The sequence below is a fragment of the Pectobacterium zantedeschiae genome, assembly GCF_004137795.1.
Taxonomy (GTDB): Bacteria; Pseudomonadota; Gammaproteobacteria; order Enterobacterales; family Enterobacteriaceae; genus Pectobacterium; species Pectobacterium zantedeschiae.
The window spans coordinates 2,705,068-2,723,424 of the sequence record NZ_NWTM01000001.1 but is presented as its reverse complement, the minus strand read 5'-3'; the positions used below and the strand labels follow the sequence as shown (position 1 = coordinate 2,723,424).

At 55.2% G+C, this 18,357-nt stretch carries 9 protein-coding genes; all 9 read left to right on the top strand.

Annotation, left to right across the window (positions count from 1 at the left end):
• The first annotated feature begins 10 nt into the window (after positions 1-10).
• The 9 genes from CLR69_RS12250 (at position 11) to CLR69_RS12210 (ending at position 18,294) form a co-directional block, all read left to right on the top strand.
• Entirely contained in the window at positions 11-1,210 is a 1,200-nt protein-coding gene (locus CLR69_RS12250; RefSeq protein ID WP_129712774.1) for a CpaE/TadZ family protein, read from the top strand.
• A gap of 57 nt (positions 1,211-1,267) precedes the next feature.
• Entirely contained in the window at positions 1,268-2,671 is a 1,404-nt protein-coding gene (locus tag CLR69_RS12245) for a TadA family conjugal transfer-associated ATPase (protein ID WP_129702895.1), read from the top strand.
• Between the two features lie 18 nt (positions 2,672-2,689).
• Positions 2,690-3,670: a type II secretion system F family protein gene (locus CLR69_RS12240; protein ID WP_129712773.1), complete on the top strand. Its 981-nt coding sequence runs from the start codon at positions 2,690-2,692 to the stop codon at positions 3,668-3,670.
• Between the two features lie 14 nt (positions 3,671-3,684).
• Complete coding sequence (locus CLR69_RS12235; protein ID WP_129712772.1) at positions 3,685-4,644, top strand: type II secretion system F family protein; 960 nt, start codon at positions 3,685-3,687, stop codon at positions 4,642-4,644.
• Between the two features lie 105 nt (positions 4,645-4,749).
• A complete protein-coding gene (locus CLR69_RS12230; protein WP_129712871.1) occupies positions 4,750-5,601 on the top strand; it encodes a tetratricopeptide repeat protein in 852 nt (283 codons plus the stop codon).
• Positions 5,601-6,161 (top strand): hypothetical protein, encoded by a 561-nt coding sequence (locus tag CLR69_RS12225; RefSeq protein WP_129712771.1) that lies wholly within the window; start codon positions 5,601-5,603, stop codon positions 6,159-6,161. Before CLR69_RS12230 ends, CLR69_RS12225 begins: the two co-directional genes overlap by 1 nt.
• On the top strand, positions 6,154-6,768 hold the full coding sequence (locus tag CLR69_RS12220; protein WP_129702899.1) for a TadE/TadG family type IV pilus assembly protein: 615 nt from the start codon (positions 6,154-6,156) through the stop codon (positions 6,766-6,768). Before CLR69_RS12225 ends, CLR69_RS12220 begins: the two co-directional genes overlap by 8 nt.
• 173 nt (positions 6,769-6,941) lie before the next feature.
• On the top strand, positions 6,942-8,573 hold the full coding sequence (locus CLR69_RS12215) for a Tad domain-containing protein (protein ID WP_129702900.1): 1,632 nt from the start codon (positions 6,942-6,944) through the stop codon (positions 8,571-8,573).
• 58 nt (positions 8,574-8,631) lie between these two features.
• Entirely contained in the window at positions 8,632-18,294 is a 9,663-nt protein-coding gene (locus tag CLR69_RS12210; protein ID WP_129712770.1) for a beta-propeller fold lactonase family protein, read from the top strand.
• Positions 18,295-18,357: the final 63 nt, after the last annotated feature.

Sequence of the window (18,357 nt, the reverse complement as noted above, 5' to 3'; positions counted from 1 at the left end):
GTGACATTCCATGAGTGAAATTACCCCTAACGATGGTGAAGAACTGGCGCTGCCGCTGGTCGCGTTCGCCAATGATGTACGCGATGTGGCCGATATCAGCGATCTCTTTACTCGCCTGAAGCAGCCTGATGTGCCGGTGATGTCTGGCGGTATCGCAGCCGCCCGTCAATGGTGCGAACTCAATGTACCGCCGCGCATTTTATTGGTGGATCTGGAAGGGGCGCACTGGCCGCTTCCTGCGTTGGAAGAATTGCTAAGTGTCTGCGGCCCCACCAGTCAGGTTATTGCGATAGGCAAAGAGCAAGATGTTGGTTTATACCGCGCGCTGCTTCAGGCGGGCGTGGTGGACTACCTGGTGAAACCGCTCACGCTGGATCTGCTAGCGACAACGCTGGCGAAGTGTGAAGGCCAACAGGCGGGACCAGAATATGCCCGGATGGGCAGAACTATTGCAGTTGTCGGCGCCAGCGGTGGAAGTGGTGCCAGCACTGTAGCGATGGGGCTGAGCCGCCTGCTGTCCGGCGAACGCCATTTACCGGTGGCGCTGGTAGATTTTGACCGTCGTAACGGCGACCAACTGCTGCTGCAAGGGCAAACCGATGACGCGGGTCTGGCTGCGGTGTTGGGGACTCAGGAACTGGATACCCGACTGTTGCAGCGTGCCATGTTACGGGTGGATACCCGCTTGCACCTGTTGGCGCAGAAGCCTGAGCTGGGCGAATTAAGTCAGGTTGATGTGGATAACGTGCTGAATCTCGGTGGTGCGCTGTGCCGTATGTTCAATCAGGTGATTTGGGATCTGCCTAGCAGCTATCCGACCGGGGCGCTGGACGTACTGACCTACGCGGATCTACGCATTATCGTGACGGAATTGACGCTTCAGGATGCGCGTAATGTGCGGCGTGTGCTGAATGAAATCGGTGACGAAAGCGAAGGGCAGCGTCTGTTGCTGGTGCATAACCAGAGTCGTTTTGCTGCAACTGCGCCGTTAAGTCGCGACCAGTTTGAACAATTTACCGGCCGGAAGATTGATGTCGTGCTGCCGAATGCGGGTCACGCGCTAGCGCAGAGTCTGGCGCTTGGCGCATTGAATCTGGCTGCGGCTCCCGCTTTCCAGCAGGGATTGCGCCAATTGGTCGATCTGGCCTGTGGCGTGCGTGCCAAACCAGCTGAAAAACGCTGGTTCTCGCGTTGGTTAAAACGCGCCTGATGATGTTAAGCGTTCGCCGTTTTTCAAAGGGTTAAAGACTATTTTAGGGTTACGGACATGTTGATTCGTAAGAATAACCTGCAAAAAAGTGAAGCAGGGAAAAGTGCGCCTCAGGCCGCGCCTGCTGCCAACGTGGCAGAACTGAAAACGCGTCCAGCTGCGGAGAATCGCACACAGCCAACGGCGAACACGTCTTCTGGAGCCGCGCCCGCAGCCCGCCAGACTGACAACCGGAACAGCCAGCGTCGGATTATTCGCGCACAGCTCTACGATCAGATCGATGCCGGTAAAGCGGCGATGATGGGACGTGACAAACTGCTGGTGCAGATCGAAACGGTGATCCGCCGCATCTGTGATGAGCAACGGTTGCAGCTTTCTCGACAGGAAGAGGAGGCCATCGCGACCGAAATGCTGGACGAGATGACGGGGATTGGGCCGATCCAGCCGCTGCTGTCGGATGACACCGTCAACGATATTCTGGTCAACGGTGCGGGTCAGGTGTTTGTCGAGCGCTTTGGCAAACTGGAGCTGTCACCGATTACCTTCATCGATGAAGAACATGTGTTTAACACCGCGCAGCGTATTGCCGCCGCAGTGGGACGCCGTATCGACGAAGCTAGCCCGATGGTGGATGCCCGCTTGCCCGATGGCAGCCGCGTCAATGTGATCACCTATCCGCTGGCGATCGACGGCACCACGATCTCAATCCGTAAATTTATGCGCCGCAATCTGTCGCTGGAAATGCTGGCAGAGCGCCGCTGCATGTCCTACGCGATGGCGGATGTCCTGAACAAAGCGATGCAGGCACGCGTTAACGTGATTGTCTCCGGCGGCACGGGCGCGGGTAAAACCACCTTGCTGAATGCGCTATCGCAGAAGATCGGCAGCACCGATCGCATCATCACCATTGAAGATGCGGCCGAACTGCAATTGCAGCAAGAACACGTGGTAAGACTGGAAACCCGTCCGGTCAGCGCGGAAGGCACTGGTCGCGTCGATCAGCGCGATCTGATGCGTAACGCCCTGCGTATGCGCCCCGACCGTATCATTTTAGGTGAAGTACGTGGCGGCGAGAGCTTCGACATGTTGCAGGCGATGAACACTGGTCACGATGGATCGCTGTGTACGGTGCACGCCAATACCTCGCGTGACGCAATACAGCGCCTGGAAAACATGGTGATGATGGCGAACATGCAGCTGCCTCTGATGGCGATCCGTCGCCAGATCGCCAGCGCGGTTCACCTGATCGTGCAGATCGAACGTATGCGTGATGGCATGCGTCGTGTGGTGTCCATCACCGAAGTGTGTGGCATGGAGAATGAAGTGATCCAACTTCAGGATCTGTTCAGCTTCAACATTCAGGGGATGGATGGGCAGGGTCTGTTGACGGGTGAATATGTTCAGCACATTCAGCGCCCACAGTTCTACAGCGATAAAGCGCATCTGTTTGATGCGCAATGATGAACTGAGGAGACGCCGATGAGTGATTTACGCCTAAACCTGGTCACGCTACTGGTATTCCTCAGCGTGCTGGCGCTGCTTTTGGCAGCCAACGCCTGGAGAAAATCACGTCAGCGCCGTCTACAGCGTGAGCAGCGCTGGCAGCAGGTTTTAAACGAGGTCAGCCCATCGGCCGCCGCAGTTGCCTCTGATTCGATCCTGCGTGACGAGATCAAAACGCCGTTGATGGGCGTCCCTGTGATTGGGCGTTGGATGGCGATCCTCTGGGCGCAAATGACGTTCATCGGCTGGAAAAAGAACCTGCTTCAGCGTTCTCTCTCGTTGGGAGCGGTCAGCCTGATACTCGGCATGATTTTGGGGCAACGTACCCTGTTGCCCCTCACGATGGGGCTGATGTTTACGCTGCTGTTGTTTGTCAGCATCGGCACGCTGCTGTTCCGTTCGACGCTGCAAAAGCATCTGAAGGCGCTGCGTGAAAGCCTGCCGGAAGCGATCGATGCGATTACCCGCAGCTGCCGTGCGGGGGTGCCAGTAGCGAATACCTTTGCGATTGTCGCCGAGCACCTGACTGGGCCGCTGGCGAATGAATTCAAGACGATTGACCACTGGTTGAAACTCGGTATTCCACTGCGTCAGGTGATTCAGGCCTCGGCGACGCGGGTACCGATGGCTGAGTACCGCTTTTTTGTGGTGATTTTGATCATCAATCAGGAAGCCGGTGGACGACTGGGGGAAACGCTGGAACGTCTGTCTGCGACGCTGCGTGACCGCCGAGAACTGCAATTGAAAGTGCAATCCAAGACGTCTGAAGCGCGCGCATCGGCCAAGATTGTCGCCGCGCTGTTCCCTGGCTGTCTGGCCTATTTGTACATTAAATCGCCGGAGGATTTCAGTTTCTTGTTCTCCGATCCGGTGGGGACAACGGTACTGATTTACGCCTTGTGTAGCGTCTCGGTCGGTATGTTGATCACGCACGTTATGGTTAAACGGATAGGGTAAAGGGAGAGCCACTCATGACTGTTTTTGACGATCCCTTACTGCTGCTGGCGTTAGTGTTGATGGTAGCCGGGATTTATCTGGCGCGGACACAGCACAAAGTGCAGCAATATAAACAGCTGGAAATTCGCATGCGCGGGCATCTGCCCAGCGCCTCTATAGAGGCGGCCTCTCAGGAAAACATCCTGAGAGGCCAGGGAACCACATTATCTCCCCTGCTGGAAAAGCTGTTGCAGCCTCTCGCCGCGCAGGGCGAACGCCTGTCGGGATCGGATCGCGATCGCCGCAATCTGCGCCGCCTGCTGGATCTCGCGGGGCTTCGCCGTAACGAAGCGGTGGGCTGGCTGGTGATGGGGAAATTTGCCGCTGGGGCGCTGCTCGCTATCGCTCTGGTGTGGGGATGGCTACCGCCTGCCGACCGTGCTGGCTTGACAGGCGTAGCGGCAGGACTCATCGGCTTCTTTGTCGGCTCCATGGTGCCGGAGTGGTGGCTGAAATGGCGTGCGGCAAGCCGGGGTGAAAAACTGGCGCGTGCGGTGCCGGACGCGCTGGATCTGATGGTGGTCTGCGCCGAAGCTGGGCTGCCTATCGGACGCGTGTTGCAGGTGGTATCGAAGGAATTAGGGCTATCTTCACCGGAAATGGCGGATGAATTGCACTACACCGCTGCCGAATTACAGATCCTGTCGGATCGTACGCTGGCGATGAAGCATCTGGCGGAACGTACACGGGTCAGCGAGATTGAAAGTATGGTGGCGACGCTGATTCAGGCGGAGCGCTACGGAACCCCACTGTCTCAGGCGCTGCGTACGATTGCAGATGAAAGCCGTAAAACGCTGATTTTGGGGCTGGAAGAGAAGGCCGGGAAATTGCCTGCGCAGTTGAGCGTGCCGTTGATGGCGCTGATTTTGCCACCGATTATCGCCATTATGGCATCGCCCGCGCTGGTGCGAGTGGTTCGCCTGCTGGCGCAATAGTTTTTTATTTTTAAAATATTGATTTTAAAAGTATTTATTTTACAAACATTGATTCCCGGTATGAACCGGAAATTACTAGCGTTACAACTGATGGAGTTATCGAAGATGGTCGATCTGGTAGCAAAACTTAAGCGCGGCGCGCCCATGCTGGCATTACTGATTGTCAGTACCGTGCTGGTGGGATGCGGCAGCTCGATGGCGATTAAAGGCAGCAAGGATGAAGGCCTGCGCCTGGCTCGTCTGCTACGCGATCAGGGGCGTGTGGAAGCAGCGACGGAAGTATATGCCCGCCTCGATAGTCGTGATGCGCTGAAAGGTGCTGAGATGCTCGAGTATGCCAGCGTTGCGGCTCTGGCTCGTTCGCCACAGCAGACGTTAGAACTGTACGGGCGAGCACGTCAGGCGCTGGGCGGTGATACCAACAAAATGACGCCGGAAGAAGCACTGGCGGTGTGTCTGGGTATGGGACGTGCACAGTTGGCATTGGGGCGTAATGCGATGGCGCAAACCGACTTTGCCTGTGCGCTGAAAGCACAGTCGAATGACGCTGGCGCACTTAATGGCATGGGCGTGGTGATGGATGCATCAGGTAAACACGCTGAAGCGCGTCAACTGTTTGAAAAAGCATTGCAGGTGAACCCAGCCGATGTTGCGGCACTTAACAATCTGGCGCTTTCATGGTTGGCGAGTGGCAACGCGGACAAAGCGATTTCTCTGTTGCGTTCGGTGGATGAAAGCAACGCAACCAGCAGGCTGAACCTGGCACTGGCTTACCTTTCTGGTGGCAGAGACGCTGAAGCTCGTTCGGCGCTGGAGACCATTGCCCAGCCGCAGCGTATTGATGGCTTGATGGATGCACTGAATCAGCGTTTACAGCAAATGCAGCAGGATAAATCCCGTGGTGAAGCGCTGCTGTTGTCCAGCCGTCAGCGCCTGCAATTGAGTGCGCCCGAGTAATGGTGTGGCTTCGTAATCTCGGCCCGTCGCGTGATAAAGGCACAGTGCAAAGCATCGTGCCGCGCCATGAACGCAACTGGCGCAGCACGTGCGGCGTGATCGCGACGGAAGTGGCATTTCTGGTGCCAGTGATGCTAGTCGGGGTGATGATGCTGTTTGAACTGGCTCGTATCGGGCTGGTGATTGCCGTTGGCAGTGCTGCTCTAGATAAAGCCGTGCAGACGTTTCGTCTTGATAACCTCGGTACGGACGGTGCAGAACAGATGGGAACGCGGCTAAAGGCGCGCATGGTTGAAGCGGGTTACGGCTACCTCAAGGAAGACGATTTAACCGTCAGCGTATTGCACTTCGACAATCTTAGCCAGCTTGGCGGGTTGACGAACGGCAATAGCAGTCAGGATAACGCCACGGGTGAGGAAACGACGACGCTACCGGTGTGGTCCGTGACGGTGCAGATTAAAAAGGCGTTTATTACGCCGCTGCCGGAAGTGTTAACACTGGGGGACACCTTCCGCTATCAGTACAAGCATGTGTTTGGGACGGAACTGCGCAATGACTGATCGTGTATTAAAAACCAGCCGTTTCCTGAGCCAGTTTCGCCGCTTCTGGTTTTCTTGCCGTGCTTCTATTGCGGTAGAAACGGCGTTGGCATTTCCGATTGTGCTGGCGATTGGCTCGCTGTGTGCGGATATCTACACCGTAGGGCTGGAGCGTACGCATATGGAACAGCGTGCGGGTGCCATTGCGTCAATATTAGCGATGCAGCAGAAGCTGGATCAAAAAGGCCTACAGGGGCTGCTCGATAAGGTATTGCCAGCAGAAGGTGCAGGAAACTATCAGTTGCTCATTAGCAACGTGCGTCAGACTGGCGAGCTGTACTGGCAGTTGAGCAGAGGCACGGCAGAATCGCTGTGTGTGGAAAGTGAAACGCGGCCAGGTGAAGAGTATCTCCCTGAACTGCCGGAAAGAGATCGTGAGAAAGGCAGTAAGAATACCTCCATGATAGTGGTCGAGATTTGCCGTCAGGGTAAAGACGTGGGCTTGCTTGGGGGGATGTCGCTGGGCGGTCTGTTGCATGCGTCGTCAGTCAGCCGGGTCGCTATCAACGTGGTTGAACTGGATGAGGTACTCAGAAAAGAGGCGCAGTTAGAGGAAGAAGAAAAGTAATCACGGACGTAGATACAGAAGCGGCACATAGACCGCGAACGGCAGCGAGTGTCTCGTTACCGGAATAACGAAACAATTAAGACAAATAGGCATATGAGCAATGTCGTTTTTATTTTCCCGTTTTATGGGCGGGTTGAGTACGCGCTGAATCCAGGTATACAGGATAGGAAGTAATGAAAAAAACCTTACAGAACAGAAGAGTAAAAAAAGACGATAGCAGAACTACTCTGTTCTGGCGTGAACGCCTGTCTGCTTTTATTCAGCAGGAAAAGGGGGCTGGCACGGGGTTTTATGTGCTGGGTGCGATGGCGTTATTGGTGACGGCGGCTTTTATCGTCGATACCTCGACGGCAACGGGTGATGCGACGCAGATTAAACGCGCGACAGATGCCGCTGCGTTAGCTGTCGGGCACCAGGCGACGATTAATGGCGAAGAATATAGCCAGGAAGACACCAATAAGCTGGCGTATGAATACGTCAAAAACAATCTGGGGATGAATAAGGCCCTGAGTGAAAAACTGGTGGCTGGCGATGTGTCCGTCACTGAAGGGAATAGCAGTGGCACACGTAAAACCTATACCGTTACTGCCGCCTTCGAAACCAAGCCTAGCCTGCTGAACCTGGGTGCAAAGAAGCAGGAAGTGTACTCGACCTCTGAGGTCGTCAACCGACCGACCGAAATTGCTTTTGTCATGCCAGTGACGGGAGATATGAGTGAGGGCGATATCCGCTCGCTGAAAAGCGTCAGCCGCTCGTTTGTCGAACGCATGCTGAGCAGCGCGGACGGTAAGCGTGACAACCTGTGGCTATCGCTGGTGCCGTATAGTCAATCAGTGAACGTGTACGACGCAGAAGATGCAAATCGCATTCGCCGCTGGTCTACGCCGGGAGCGCTGAACCCACCGGAGTTGCGTTCGCTTTTTGCCAGCGGGGTTGTCAGTAGCCTGGCAGATCGTCGTTTCCCCGATCGGCGCGCTAATCTGCTGTGTATGTACCGTGGACTAGGCCGAGGAGAGAATTTCTTCTGGGATGAGCCGCCTGTCGGCCAGTTCCGTATTTATTACCGCCACGATTTGCCGCAAAACGGTAGCCCCGGAGCACCCCCTATCACATGGCGTGGCCCCAACCCCGATCTCTATCCGTGGGATAACAACTCCAATGCCGTAGATACCCGCTTTATTGTCGCGGATAGAGGGTGTCCAAATGCAGCCCTGATGCCGCTGACCAATGAACAAAGCAAGCTGGAAGCGCGCATTGCAGAGCTTGTCCCGCGCTTTAACACCAACTATGCGATAGCTATGTCATGGGCGGGAGCAGCCCTGTCACCCAATATGCGCGGTTCAGACGGCTGGGGCGATTCCAAGCTGCCACTGGACTTCAATCTGGACGGCAACGGTGATGGGCAAAAGGTGGTTGTGATGATGGCCAACACCATCGGTAACTGGTTTGACTCCGACAGCTACAACACCAACCGAGGCGAATTTAGTGGTTCGACTGGAACCGATCCTGCCCGTTCCTTTGCCTCGGAGCGTTTCCACGATCTGTGTGCCAGTTTCCGCGCGCGCAATATCAAGTTTTATTTTGTCGGCATTCGCCCCGGTGACCCTGAAGACTTTGGCCGCAACCTGTTCGACAAAGATGCGACGCCGGGCCTGCTGGTCTGCACTGAAGGGGAAAAACGTATGAGCTTTATCGATGGTGCAGGCTTCGGCGCAGAAGGCGTTCAGGAGCAATTGATTCAACGGTTGGATCGTATCGCCGGCCAGATCGAAACCGAGGGCGGCTATGTTCGGCTGGTTGAATGACCGCTGAATGTAGCCAGGAATGACGCGCTTTGCCCCTTTTATTACAGGACATGACACGATGACTTTTTCCCGCTCAAAATCTGGTTCAGCCTTAACGCGTACGCCGCGTCAGGCGTGGGTATTGGAACCGCGCATGATGTTTGATGCCGCTGCGGTGGTCACTGCGGTGGATGTGGCAGCACACGTTGCGGCAACGGACACTGCCCCCGGCGTCGATGCCACGCCGGTTAAGGCAACGGTCACGATCACCGATTCCAGCGACAGCTTTGCGCCTATTGATCTCTTCAGCGGCGTTAGCGTGTCAGCGGATAAAGGCGGGCAGGAGCTGAAAGATCTGGTGATTACCGTCAATCGCACGGGCGCGGATCAGGCAATCGTCATCGACGGTACTGAAATTACGTTGGAGGCCTTTAATGGCGCGAAAACAACAGCAGGCGACGGAAAATATGGTTATACCGTTGCAGTTAGCGGTACGACGACAACTGTTACGGTAAGCATTGCTTCATCTGACGCATTTGAGCCTAATGACGTCGCTAAGCTGATCGACGGCATGACTTATCGGCCACTCAATAAAACCGTGGCAGGCGGTGATGTCACGGTGACGCTGAAAAGCCTGAGCGATGAGAGCGACACTGCCGAGCTGAATATCCACTCGACCATCACCATCGATAGCAAAATCAACGTCGCGCCCGTGGTGTCTGTATCGGATGCGCCCGAACTGGCTGAACTGATCGTCGTACCTGGTATGGAATCGCCGCAGGACGTGCGCTACTCCAGTAATGGCGCGTATGCCTACGCCATAGGAAGTGATGGCACGCTGGGGGTCTTTACCGTCGGCGAGCATGGCAAACTGACGCTGAGCCAAACGCTGAGCGATATCAGCGCGCTCAAGGATGTGAAAGACATCGCGCTGAGTGAGAACAACCGTTCACTTTATGCCATCACGGGCGATAGCAATATTGTTGCACTTAGCCTGGATGATAACGGACAGGTCATTCAGGTCAATGACAGCTATACCCAAACTACCCCTTCGCAAAACGGCAATATTACCGGGCTGGCCGTCTCCAGTGATGGGACTCAGGTTTATGCCACTACACAGTGGAACGGCATGGTTGTTTTTACTCGCGATGTGGCAACGGGCAGCCTGACGCTACTTCAGGTGGTGAATGACAGCGGAATCGATCGCAGTGGTATCGTGGCGAGCAGCGGTAACTATGTGGTCACGATTGGGATGGGATCAAAGCACACGTTGTCGGTTTTCCAACGGAGTGATACCGGAAAATTAATCTCTGTCGCGACGCTGGAAACGTCTGGGGAAGGTTATGGCGCAGTAGATTATCAATTGACGATCTCGAAGGATCAGCAGTTCATCTACATTGCCGATCCTGATAATGGCGAAATTAGTGTCTACCAACTGCGCGATGGCACTGAAGGTAAGACGCTGACCCGCACGGATACGAAAACGCTGGAAGGCGTCAACGCTATCTATCTTAACGCCGACGGTAGCCAACTCTATGCGTTGAGTAGCGAAGGTTCGTTGCAGATTTATAGCGTAAACGCCTCTACGGGGGCGCTAAGTGAAAGCGGTCAGATTACGAATATTGGCGATACGCGTGGCATGGTGCTATCGCCAGATGGACAATCACTCCTGATCGCTGGTGAGGCGATTCAGCGTTTTAGCGCCTTACGCACTTATATCTATGGCAGTGAATTACCGTTTGCCGATCATGTCGCACTTTCGGATAGCAATCTGGATGTGTTAAACGGCGGAGCAGGTAACTATAACGGTGCCACGCTGACTATCGGTCGTGAAACGCCTTCCGCAGACGATCAATTCGGTTTAAGTGCAGGTAACAACCTGACGCTGCAAGATGGCAAAGTTCTGCAGTCAGGCGCGGAAATTGGGACGTTCACGCAAAATCAGGGCGTGCTTAGCGTAACCTTTACCGCCGATGTGACGAAAGAGACTGCCAATGCCGTCCTGAAACAAATCACCTACCGCAACGTTGGCAGCCAGAGCGCAACCGACACGGTAGCGCTGACGGTGACCGCGAACGATGGCGAACTGAACAGCATGGTGACCACTGTTGCGCTGCTGCTGACTGCTAACAGTGCGCCAACGCTGGTTAGTCAGGGTGGAAGCAACCTGACGCTGGATACGCGTGGCGCATCCGTCACGATATTCAAAGATACCGCCGTGAATACCGGAGAAGCTGGACAGGCGCTGACGAAACTGTCGATAGGGATTGATGGCCTAAACAACCCGCATCAGGAATACCTGACGGTGGATGGCACGGTCATCGATCTGAGTAAAGACAGTACGGGCACCACGGTGAGCGGTTATCAGTATAGCTACACCTATAATGCCTCGAACGGTGAGTCTTCACTGGTGCTGAGTAGTGCTCAGGGCATCAGCAGCATGGCGATGATGAAGCTGGTCGATGGCCTGAGCTACTCGGCTGGCAAGGAGAGTACCAGCGCCAGCGGTTTGCGTACCATCACCTTAACCGAGTTACAAGATAACGGCGGTACCGCCAATGGCGGGAGCGATACCGCAACGCTGACGGTTTCCGGCAGCGTCAATTTGACCTTCAATGAGATACCGACGATTGAGGCGACCTATTCCCCTGATGCCGCGCTGTTTTACAACGATGGGAAGCTCAGTGATTACAACGAACGTGTCTCGGCGATCGATGTTTCTCAGGATGGTAAAACCCTGCTGGTAACTGGCAGTGAAGGGAACAATAACGGCGGCAAGACCTACCTGCGCGTTTATGCGCGTGATACGGAAACTGGCAAGTTAACGCTGCTACAAAGCTTCACGCAGGGTGAACAGGACGATCCGTCCACCCCTGTAATTGAAGTTAACGGGCTGAATACCATCACCACGCTAGCGCAATCTAAAGACGGTTCCAGCGTGTATGTCGCGGGCGGAAGCGGAAGCGCCTATTCGCTGGTGCAGTTTAGCCGCGATGCCACGACGGGACTGCTGAGCTATGTCGGGATTGTCGCCACGCAAGGGGTGAATGGCGTTAGTGGACTGGATGCAACGGTTTCCGAAATCGTGCTGTCTGAGGATGGCACTTCGCTCTATACCGTTAATGGTGTGACGCCAGTCGATGGTTCTACCAGTAAAAATGCCGTTACCTTCTTCTCGCGCGATACCACCTCCGGTGCGTTGACCTTTGTCGGTTCGTTGGTTGGTAGCGACACGATTCCGCTGAAGAGCCCAAGCGGCATTGTGCTGTCCAGCGATGGTAAATCGGCCTATATCTCTAATCTGGGAAATCACAGCATTACCGTGCTTTCACGCGATGCAGAGACGGGCAGCCTGAGTTATGTCAGTACGATCAATAAAAGTACGATAGCTGCTGATGCAAATAGCGCGGAAATTCCAAAGGACGATCGTTACCTCACGGCACTGCAAGATATCGTCATTTCACCCGATAACCGTTTTGTCTATGTGTCATCAAATACGCAGGGTACTGTCTCGATTTTCAGCCGTGATAGCGATACGGGCGCGCTGACCTACGCTGGGACGATGGATTTGTACAACAGTGAAAGCCATGTTCCTGCTGAGCTACGGGCGACATCACTGCGTGAAATTGTGATCTCTCAGGACGGTTCAGCGCTGTATGTTGCGGCGTTCGGCAGTAAATCACTGCTGGTATTCGCTCGAGACGCTGATTCTGGTGCGTTAACGTACCGTAATAGCGTTGAGCTCTCGGTTAACACGGCCAACCATCTTGCCGTCAGTGCAGATGGTAAGAACATCTATGCCGGGGTCAGTACGTTCTTTGCGGGGTTGAACGTACTCAATGCGGCGGCAAATGCCCCCTATAGCCAGACGGCGGACACACCGTTTGCAACCAGCGTTACGCTGTCAGATCAGGAGCTGGATGCCGCTGATGACTATAAGGGCGCATCGATCGCCATTAGCCGCAATGGCGAAGCATCGGCAAATGACCACTTCGCTTTCCAAAACGGCAGCGATCTGACGTTATCCGGCAACGAGATTCAGTATCAGGGCAAGACAATCGCCACCTTCAGTGCGAGCGAAGGAACGGTGAAGATTGTATTTACCGAAAGTGCCACGAAAGCCGTTGCCAATCAGGTTCTGCATCAGGTGACTTACCGTAATGATGGTGATGCGGCTGGTGCATCGATTCCGTTGACTATCACCTTCAGCGACGGCAGTAAGGATACTAACCTGCTGTTGACGCTAGTGCCGAATAAAGCGCCGATCGTGGATAACGCAGGATATGTCCCGCCGTCTGGTACAGCAGGACACTCGTATAGTGCAGAACTGCCAGAAGATCTGTTCCGCGATCCTGAAAATGGCGCACTGACGTGGCAGGTCAACGGTCTTCCTGCTGGATTAACTTTCGATTCCGCAACCCGCACCATTTCCGGTACGCCAGCGCTTAATGGCGCAGGCGCTTTTGCTATTACCGTGATAGTGACTGATGAATCGGGTGCAGAGGCGGAGCAGACGCTTACGCTGACCATGGCATCCGATCCTGCACAAGTGCCTGCGATTGGCGGTGAATCCAGCGCCCTTCAGAATGATTACGGTCTTGAGGGCTATGACTCTAATAATTATGTGGATGTACTGAGCGGGGTAAAAGACAGTTCGCTGTCTGCGGATGGTAAAACGCTCTATGTCGTGAGTTCACCAGAGAGCGGTTCAGCGGTACTGAGCGTCTTTGTACGTAATGAGGAAGGTAAATTTACCCTGTCGAAGACCTTCTTCAACTATCGATCCGTGTATAACGATGAGACGGGGCAACTCGATAAGGTTGTGGACAATGCCGGGCTGGTGGGCGCATCAGAGGTTACTCTGTCTGCCGATGGGAAGTACCTGTATGTGGTAGGCAGTGAAGGCAACGCCGTGACCATTTTCAGCGTTGGCAGCGACGGTGAACTGACGCAGGCTGGCACCCTTGGTTCGGCTGAACTGGGTGGTCGTTCGCTGGATGTGCGTTCTCATATCGTTTCTCAGGGTGATTACCTCTACCTTACCGCTGCCCAATCTGACAGTGATAATGATAGCCGCAGCGTACTGGTGTTTAAGCGCGGAATAGACGGTAGCCTGACGTCGGTTTCCCAGACCGATAATCTGATCGGGGCGAGCCGTCTTGTACTTGATCCAGCCGGACGTTACCTGTTCGTGTCGGGTTCCGGCGGTACCGTCGGTGTCACCGCATTCAGTATTGATACTGAGGGCAAGCTAACTCAGGTTGCCCAGATTCGTGCGGCAGGCGAGGACCCGTATTACATCAATTCACTTGCCCTCTCACCTGATGGCAAAACGCTGTATGCGATTAATGCCGATGTGGGTAATTACACGCTCAATACAATAACGGTGGGTGCCGATGGGACACTGACGCTGAGAGAGACAACGCCAATCACCGATGATGGAAGTGATACTGGTGAAGCGCTGGCGACCAATCTGGTCGTTTCTGCCGATGGCACCGCGCTGTTTGTGGTTGGTAAGAATATTTCTGTTTTCGCTCGTGCCGAGGATGGCAGCCTCACGCTGAAACATACGATTAGCGGCGGCTGGGATAGCCCGCTCAATATTTCCTTCTCGGATCTACAAAATGTAGAACTGAGTGCAGACGGCAAACAGCTGTACCTGATTGGCGGCGATAAAGTTCATGTGTTGAATGTCGGGACAGCGGGTGCCACCTATACCGAAAAGGCTGATGCAACGGTACTGCTGCCGTCAGGCCGTTTGTCCGATCCGCAGCTAGATGCGTTAAATAACGGTGCGGGTAACTATAACGGTGCCAGCATCACGGTAGGCCGACAAGAGGGAGGCCTACCGGAAGATACCTTCGGCTTTAAGGCCGATAACGGCTTGGCGCTGGATGGTAACAATATCGTCAAAGATGGCACCACGATCGCTACCTTTACGCAGGTTGATGGCGTGCTGACGGTGACCTTTACGGCAGCGGTGACAAAAGCTGATGCGCAAAATGTGTTGCGTCAGATTACCTACCAGAACACCAGTCAGGATCCTGAGCATGCGGGCTCGTCGCCGACATTCGTCTTCAGCATTAATGACGGTGACAATAACGTTGCGACGATGGACGTAGTGGTCAATCTTATCGGTGTCAACGATCCGGCTGTACTGACGACAACGGTACTGAACCCACAAATTCCGGGCAACGGCGAGTTCGTGAAGTTGTTTAAAGATACGCATATCGACACCGTTGAGAGTGGACAAACCATCTGGCAGGTGGTGTTGACGTTTGATGTGTCAGGGCCAAATGAGACGATCAGCGTCGATGGCAGCACGATCGTGCTCGAAAAATCCACCGGTACACCGCGCACAGCCAGTGGGCTGCAATATTCCGTTGATGTGAAAGACGGTAAAGCAACGGTTCTCCTGTATGTCGGGAAAGACGGTAGCGGCACTGCCGCGGTGATTGACAGCATCGGCTACAATTATCTGGGCAGCGATTCCAGCGGGGAACGCCATGTTACCTTGATGATCAAGGAGAATAACTATAGCGGCAGCGCACCGGAAACCACGTTGGAGCAGGCAATTACCTTAACCCTGGTGCCTGCGGCAGAGACCAATACTGCGCCAGTCATTACGGTTCCGGGCAGCACGCCGACGTATACCGAGCGTGCCGATCCTATCGTGCTGGCACCGGATGCGACGGTGTCCGATGCGCAGATGGATAAACTTAACGGTGGCAAGGGTAACTACGACGGCGCGACGCTCAAGATTACGTTGGGTGACGGCAAAACGGCGCTGGATAAGCTGGGCTTCAATGCAGGCAACGGCCTGACGCTATCGGGCGATACGCTGCAGAAAGATGGTGTCACCATTGGTCAGGTCAGTAACAAAGACGGCGTGCTGACGATCCGCTTCAATGCTAATGCTGGCACCATCCCGACCACGGAAGACGTGCAGAATACGCTGCGCCAGATTACCTATGCCAGCGACAGCCATACGCCTGCCGCACAGGTTGCGGTGACGGTAATGCTGTCCGATCGTTATCTGGAGTCTCAGGTTACGGCCTTATCGGTGGCGGTTACCGCGATCAACGACACGCCTGTCGTGGCGAACGATCCGGTGCTCTCTGCCGATGAACTGCGTCTGGTGAATACCTATACCGCGATTAGCGGTCTGGGTACGGTAACGGCGGCCGCTCGCACAACTGACGGGCTGGCGCTGTATGTCAGCGATGATAAAGGGGCGATTGCCTTATTCCAGCGTGATGCGAACAGCGGCGAATTAACCTATGTGCGGACCTTTGCCGCCGCTGAAGGCGTGACAGGAATAAGCCAGCTACAGGTTTCCGCCGATGGCAACAGCGTGTATGCACTGCGTGCCGACGGTAACGCGATTGTCTGGTTTAGCCGCGATGCGAACGGTGAGTTGACCCATAAGGCCACGATAGCAAGTGACTATAATATTGATAATGGTAACCTGAATAATATCAAAGGGATTGCGTTGTCTGATGATGGGAAGAATCTTTATCTCATCAATAGCTACAGCGACCAGTTAGCCTATTTCAGCCGTGACACCGCAACAGGGGCGTTAACCTATGTTGAGGCGCTGGGGGGCGATATGAATAATCCGCCTTATCTGTGGGCCCCGACCAGTATTCTCAGCCGCGGCAACTTGCTCTTTGTCACCACCGATCCAAGTAATGGTGCGACGGTGATTGTTTATCAGCGCGACGACAGCGGCAAACTGACGCCGTTGGGACATGTCCGCGACTTTACCGACGCTGCAGGAAATACCGTAGCGCTTTCAGGACTGGAACAGATAACGGTCAGCGCCGATGGCCGTAGCATTGTTGTCGCCAGTGCAGATCACATCGATGCCTTCGCGTTGGATACGGCAACGGGAACCTTCACGCACCTTGCCCGCGTCGCGGCGGAAGGTACGGTGAATGGTATCGCTTTCTCTGCGGATGCGCGGGTGCTGTACGTTACGCAAAGCGACGGTTCGCTGACTCGCTATGTGTTGAATGGTCAGGCGCTGACAAAACTCGATACGCTGAAAAATGACGGGGCGGGCTTTGCCCATCTGTTGCCCGTTGACGGTGGTCTGATTGCGCTCGGCAATGGTGTGACGGTGCTGGATGAAGTCTCTCGCCTGCCGGTTTATCGCATCGATGGTCCGGCGGTTATCGTTGCGCCGTCGATCGTCTTCAGTGATGCGGAACTGGATGCGCTGAATGGCGGGGCGGGAAACTATCAAGGCGCTTCGATCACGTTACAGCGTGGTGAAACGGCATCAGCAGGCGATCGCTTCGATTTTACTGCGGGCAATGGTTTCACCTTAGCGAATGGCGTAATTAGCAAAGACGGGCAAGCGGTAGCGACCTTCACACAGGCAGAAGGCAAGCTCACCATCACCTTCACTGCTGCTATTTCCCGTGCGGACGCGACGGTGCTGGCTCGCCAGATTAGCTGGGCGACAAGCGCACCGCTGACGGGGAGCGCGACATCGTTGACGCTGGTGCTCAATGACGGTGAAACCGACTCTACAGCGCAAACACTTGGCGTGACGCTGTCAAGAGAGGTTAACCAGCCGCCTGTTGGCCATGCAGAATTATTCACCCCGCCAACGGCACAGGTTGGCACTCGCTGGTCCTATGCCTTACCCAATAGCCTGTTCAGCGATGCGGAAAATGATGCGCTGACGTTGTCGATCAACGGTCTACCGAACGGGCTGACGTTTGATGCCGCAACGCGCACGATCGGCGGCGATCCGGCTGTTTCAGGAACATTCAACCTGACGATTACCGCGACGGACAGCGCGGGCAACGCGACGGCGCTGAATGTGGCGCTGACGGTCAATGCCGCCTCGACGCCGGTTGACCCAGGCACACCAACGGAGCCAGCCAATCCTGATAACACCACCACCGCTGCCCCCGTCATTCTGGTACAGCAGGGCGTAAGTCTGCCTGTTGATTCGGGTGAAAGGGAGCGCGAGCAGCCGCTGGGCGCGATTGTTGCTGACCTGTCTCGTCCAGACGTTCAACCACTACCGGCCAACATTACTGCTGAACCTGTGCGTCAGCGCGATGCTGATACGGCACGCCAGTCTGATGCTCCCTGGGTGCTCGATCCCGTAATGTCACAGCTGATGCCGACGCTGGATCAAGTCAACTTCTCTTCTCGCGCTAACACCGTCGTGCGCGATAGCGCACCAGTCTCTTCGGCAGATTCTAACCTGTTCCTGAGCGTGCGCGGTCAGACGACGGCGCTGGAATCGGCGTTCAGCAGCGTGCAGGGCGCGTTACGGCCGGATGCCTCCGGTGCGCTCGCTTTTAGCTTGCCGCAGCGCATGTTCAGCGTGCGTGAAGGTAATGCCACGCTGACGTTGCAACTGGCGAACGGGCGTCCGCTGCCGGCATGGGTGCAATTTGATGCTCTCAGCGGCGTGGTGCGCATTACCGATGCCAGTGCTGTGCAGGTGAATCAGATCCAACTGGCGCTGAAAGCACAGGCCGCTGACGGCAGCAGCCGAATCGTACCGATTACGTTACAAACCGGACAGGGCGATGGTGCCGCTATGGCAACCGACCGCGGCGCGATGCAATCGCCTTCACTTCCCACTGAAAGCCGGGACGTGGAACGGTTAGCACCAGCGGGGAAAACCGCCTTTACCGAACAGCTACGTCAGCATCAGCCGGAACAGGATGAGCTGCTGGCGGCGCTCAGTGAGTTGAGCAGCCTGCGAGCCTAGCGCATCGCAGATCGAATACCGAGCGACATTTTATTACTTAACCACTAACCCAGACGCTTGCAG

Coding starts and splice junctions, on each gene's coding strand:
- CLR69_RS12250 (WP_129712774.1), top strand. CDS start 11: ATGAGTGAAATTACCCCTAACGATGGTGAAGAACTGGCGCTGCCGCTG.
- CLR69_RS12245 (WP_129702895.1), top strand. CDS start 1,268: ATGTTGATTCGTAAGAATAACCTGCAAAAAAGTGAAGCAGGGAAAAGT.
- CLR69_RS12240 (WP_129712773.1), top strand. CDS start 2,690: ATGAGTGATTTACGCCTAAACCTGGTCACGCTACTGGTATTCCTCAGC.
- CLR69_RS12235 (WP_129712772.1), top strand. CDS start 3,685: ATGACTGTTTTTGACGATCCCTTACTGCTGCTGGCGTTAGTGTTGATG.
- CLR69_RS12230 (WP_129712871.1), top strand. CDS start 4,750: ATGGTCGATCTGGTAGCAAAACTTAAGCGCGGCGCGCCCATGCTGGCA.
- CLR69_RS12225 (WP_129712771.1), top strand. CDS start 5,601: ATGGTGTGGCTTCGTAATCTCGGCCCGTCGCGTGATAAAGGCACAGTG.
- CLR69_RS12220 (WP_129702899.1), top strand. CDS start 6,154: ATGACTGATCGTGTATTAAAAACCAGCCGTTTCCTGAGCCAGTTTCGC.
- CLR69_RS12215 (WP_129702900.1), top strand. CDS start 6,942: ATGAAAAAAACCTTACAGAACAGAAGAGTAAAAAAAGACGATAGCAGA.
- CLR69_RS12210 (WP_129712770.1), top strand. CDS start 8,632: ATGACTTTTTCCCGCTCAAAATCTGGTTCAGCCTTAACGCGTACGCCG.